This window comes from Synechococcus sp. R6-5 (assembly GCF_047461775.1).
Taxonomy (GTDB): domain Bacteria; phylum Cyanobacteriota; class Cyanobacteriia; order Thermostichales; family Thermostichaceae; genus Thermostichus.
Map to the genome: position 1 here is coordinate 1 of NZ_JANSHV010000117.1, position 3,950 is coordinate 3,950.

3 protein-coding genes are annotated in these 3,950 nt (G+C 59.8%); 2 read left to right on the forward strand and 1 reads right to left on the reverse strand.

What is annotated here, in order from left to right:
* Positions 1-232: 232 nt before the first annotated feature.
* Positions 233-1,612, forward strand: a complete 1,380-nt coding sequence (psbC, locus tag NW818_RS07130) for a photosystem II reaction center protein CP43 (protein WP_414383044.1) — start codon at positions 233-235, stop codon at positions 1,610-1,612.
* Between the two features lie 131 nt (positions 1,613-1,743).
* On the forward strand, positions 1,744-2,802 hold the full coding sequence (gene cobW / locus NW818_RS07135) for a cobalamin biosynthesis protein CobW (RefSeq protein WP_414424177.1): 1,059 nt from the start codon (positions 1,744-1,746) through the stop codon (positions 2,800-2,802).
* A 103-nt stretch (positions 2,803-2,905) separates the two neighbouring features.
* Here cobW and NW818_RS07140 read toward each other — a convergent pair whose 3' ends face one another.
* Positions 2,906-3,862, reverse strand: a complete 957-nt coding sequence (locus NW818_RS07140) for an NAD-dependent epimerase/dehydratase family protein (protein WP_414424178.1) — start codon at positions 3,860-3,862, stop codon at positions 2,906-2,908.
* Positions 3,863-3,950: the final 88 nt, after the last annotated feature.

The window sequence follows — 3,950 nt, forward strand, 5'->3', positions numbered from 1 at the left end:
GTCCTCCCCCGCGGCAATGCGCTCTAAACCCACTGAGCTCGCTCGACTTTAGCTGCGGTAGATCCCTAGAGATCTGCTCTGTGAGAGAGATCTGCTCTGTGAGGATGAGCGCTTGCCTAAGGGATCCCCTGCCGCGGATCCCAGTGGACAGGGAGCCCAACGGCAGGCGCTCGCGTTAACTAAACTTTTTTTGGTGTCTCTTGTTCCTGACTATCATTGGAGGTTGGTCTCTGTGACCTCGACAACATTTGGTTCTGCAGTGGTGCAAGATCGCACCCAAGGCGGATTTGCCTGGTGGGCTGGGAATGCCCGCTTGATTAATCTCTCCGGTCGGCTTTTGGGCGCCCATGTGGCCCACGCTGGCCTGATCGTCTTCTGGGCGGGAGCGATGCTGCTGTTTGAGGTGGCTCACTTCACGCCGGATCGGCCTATGTATGAGCAGGGCCTGATCCTGATGCCCCACGTGGCCACTCTGGGCTGGGGGGTTGGCCCGGGGGGCGAGGTGATTGACACCTACCCCTACTTTGTCATCGGGGTGCTGCACCTGATCTCCAGCGCCGTGCTGGGGTTGGGGGGCATTTATCACGCCATTCGCGGCCCAGAAACTCTGGAGCAGTCTTTCCCCTTCTTCGGCTACGACTGGAAAGACAAGAACAAGATGACCACCATCCTGGGGATCCACCTGATCCTGTTGGGGCTGGGGGCTTTCTTGTTGGTGGCCAAGGCCATGTGGTTTGGCGGTGTCTATGACACCTGGGCTCCAGGAGGTGGCGATGTGCGGGTGATCACCAACCCCACCTTGAACCCCGCCGTGATCTTCGGCTACTTGTTCAAATCTCCCTTTGGTGGGGAAGGCTGGATCATCAGCGTCGACAACATGGAGGATGTAATCGGCGGCCACATCTACATTGGCATCATCTGCATTGCCGGTGGGATTTGGCACATCCTCACCAAGCCCTTTGGTTGGGCTCGCCGCGCCTTTATCTGGTCTGGGGAGGCCTATCTCTCCTACAGCTTGGCGGCGGTTTCGCTGATGAGCTTCATTGCCACCTGCTACATCTGGTTCAACAACACCGTCTACCCCAGCGAGTTCTACGGCCCCACTGGCCCAGAAGCCTCGCAAGCGCAAGCCCTCACCTTCATCGTGCGCGACCAGCGCTTGGGGGCCAACATTGGCCAAGCCCAAGGTCCCACCGGTCTGGGTAAATACCTGATGCGCTCCCCCACGGGCGAGATCATCTTCGGCGGCGAGACGATGCGCTTCTGGGATGTGCGGGCTCCCTGGAAAGAGCCGCTGCTGGGCCCCAATGGGTTGGATCTGGATAAGCTGAAAAACGACATTCAGCCCTGGCAAGCCCGCCGTGCAGTGGAGTACATGACCCATGCGCCGCTGGGATCCCTGAACTCGGTGGGTGGTGTGGCTACCGAGATCAACACGGTGAACTTCACCAGCCCGCGCACCTGGTTGGCTGCTCACAACTTCATCTTCGGCTTCCTGTTCTTCGTGGGTCACCTGTGGCATGCTGGTCGCGCTCGCGCCGCTGCTGCCGGTTTTGAGAAAGGGATCAACCGCGAGAACGAGCCGGTTTACCGGATGAAGCCGATCCGATAAGGGCATAAGTCCCTCTGGAATGTACCTTTGGCCCCCCTTGCCGGGGGCCTTTTTTTGGGCATCCCCCCCTCAAGGATTGGCAGAAAGAAAGTTTGGGGTGGAAACTGAAGAGCGCTGAGTCATCGGAGCAGATGCACAAGATCCCTGTTACCGTCATCACCGGATTTCTGGGATCCGGCAAGACCACGGTGATCCGTCACCTTTTGCTCAACAACCAGGGCCGCCGCATTGCCGTGTTGGTTAACGAGTTTGGCGAAGTGGGCATCGACGGCGAGTTGCTGCGGAATTGCCAACTGTGTGAGGGGGAGGGATCCATCCCCATTCTGGAGCTGGCCAACGGCTGTCTCTGCTGCACGGTGCAGGAGGAGTTTTTGCCCACCATGGAAGCTCTGTTGCAGCGGCGGGCGGAGCTAGACTGCATTTTGATTGAAACCTCAGGACTGGCCTTGCCCAAGCCGCTCGTGCAGGCTTTCCGCTGGCCCACCATTCGTACAGGCGCCACGGTGGATGCGGTGATTACGGTGGTGGATGGTCAGGCTCTGGCCTCCGGGCAACTGGTGGGGGATCCGGCGGCCCTGGAGGCGCAGCGGCAGGCTGACGAAAGTTTGGACCATGAGACTCCGCTTGAGGAATTGTTTGAGGATCAGTTGAGTTGTGCCGATTTGGTGGTGCTCACCAAGGTGGATCAGATTACCCAAGAGGAGCAAGCTCGGGTGGAAAGCTGGCTGCGGCACCACTTGCGCCCTGAGGTTCAAATCCTCCCTTGTGAGCGGGGGCAGGTTCCTCCAGAAGTGCTCTTGGGCTTTAATGCAGCGGTGGAAGACCAGCTCGAGCGCCGCCCCAGCCACCACGATCACGGGGAGGAGCATGAGCACGAAGCTTTTGAGTCTTTCTACCTCAGCTTGGAGGGAGGTTATGAGCCGGGATCCCTGGTGGCTCAGCTACGCCAGTTGGCCCAAGAGGAATGTCTTTACCGGATAAAAGGGTTTGTGGCCGTCCCCTACAAGCCGATGCGCCTGGTGCTGCAGGGGGTGGGATCCCGATTTGAAACCTACTACGACCGCCCCTGGCAACCCCAGGAGCCGCGCTTGACCCGACTGGTGCTGATTGGGCAAAACCTCAACCGAGAGCGCATTGCCGCCCAGCTCCAGGCCTTGGCCATCAGAGAAACGGTGGCCCCCACCGGCTGATCCCTGTCGGAGGCGAGTGGGATCCCTTGGGTCCTCGGCTCTCATCCCCCCGTCCCAGAGGGAAAGGAAGCAGCGTCCAGTTCTACTGTTACTCAAAGGTGGTCTAGAGGTAGGTATCCAAAAGAGAGGCCACGGTGGGGAAGTGGCAGCGCAAACCCAGGGTTTCTGGGGAAATGGCCGGGTAAACAAAATGGCGCTGGCGCAGACAATATTCATCCCACTCGGAAAGCCGCACCCGAAACAAGAAGGCCAAGCCGCGAACCAAAGCCAAAGGCAGGGGCACGCGGAAATAAATCCGCTTTTTGAAATAGGCACACACCTGTTCCACGCACTCATCCAAAGACAAGGGGGAGTTGCCCAACACCCAATCTCCTGCGCCTGGGGGATGAGCCACCCAGTGGGCGACCATCTCGGCCACATCGGCAGCATGGATGAAGTGGAAGCTGGCATCCACCCGCAAAAAGCGGATCAGATCCAGCCAGCGGAGAACGTCCTTGAGGCCGGCAGTGATGTGGGAGTAGGGGTGGTGGGGGCTGCCGCCAAAGAGCAGGGTGGGATAAAGGGTGAGCAGGCGCTCCGGCCAGAAGCCGCTTTCCTGCCGCCGCAGCAGCATCTCGTACTTGCTGCGGATGTAGTCGGTGCCGGCCCGTCCGGCAATGGCCAAAGGCTCCAGGTCCTGGTTCAAAAGGCTGGCTGTGGAAAAGTAGATCACCTGCTGACAGCGCTCCGGATCCAACAACTGAAAGAGCTCCAGGGTGTGGGTAACATTCACGGCCCAAGCCAGGGCGGGATCCCCCCAAGCTGCCGCCATGTGGATCAGCCCGTCCATCTGGCGCAGCAGAGCGGCGTGTTCCCGGATGCGCAGGAGATCGCCGGGTACTAGGGTGATAGGGGCGGGCAGCCGTTCTAGGGGCAGCCGCAGGCGGCTGGTCTCGCGGATGAGAACGTACAGGTGGTAGGCGGGCCGCTCCGGAAACTCGGGATCCCTTTGCTGGGCCAGGCGCTCCAACACATAGTGCCCCAGGCAGCCGCTAGCGCCGGTAAGAAACAGGTTTCGCAAGAGGTCTTCCCAACGGGACTCGATGAAAAAAGCTTGTAAACTACCCGACTCGGACCGCTAAAGCGGTACGTAGCGGGCTTTCAGTAGC

Excerpts from the sequence above, each read along its gene's own strand:
- cobW (WP_414424177.1), top strand. The coding sequence starts at position 1,744 with ATGCACAAGATCCCTGTTACCGTCATCACCGGATTTCTGGGATCCGGC.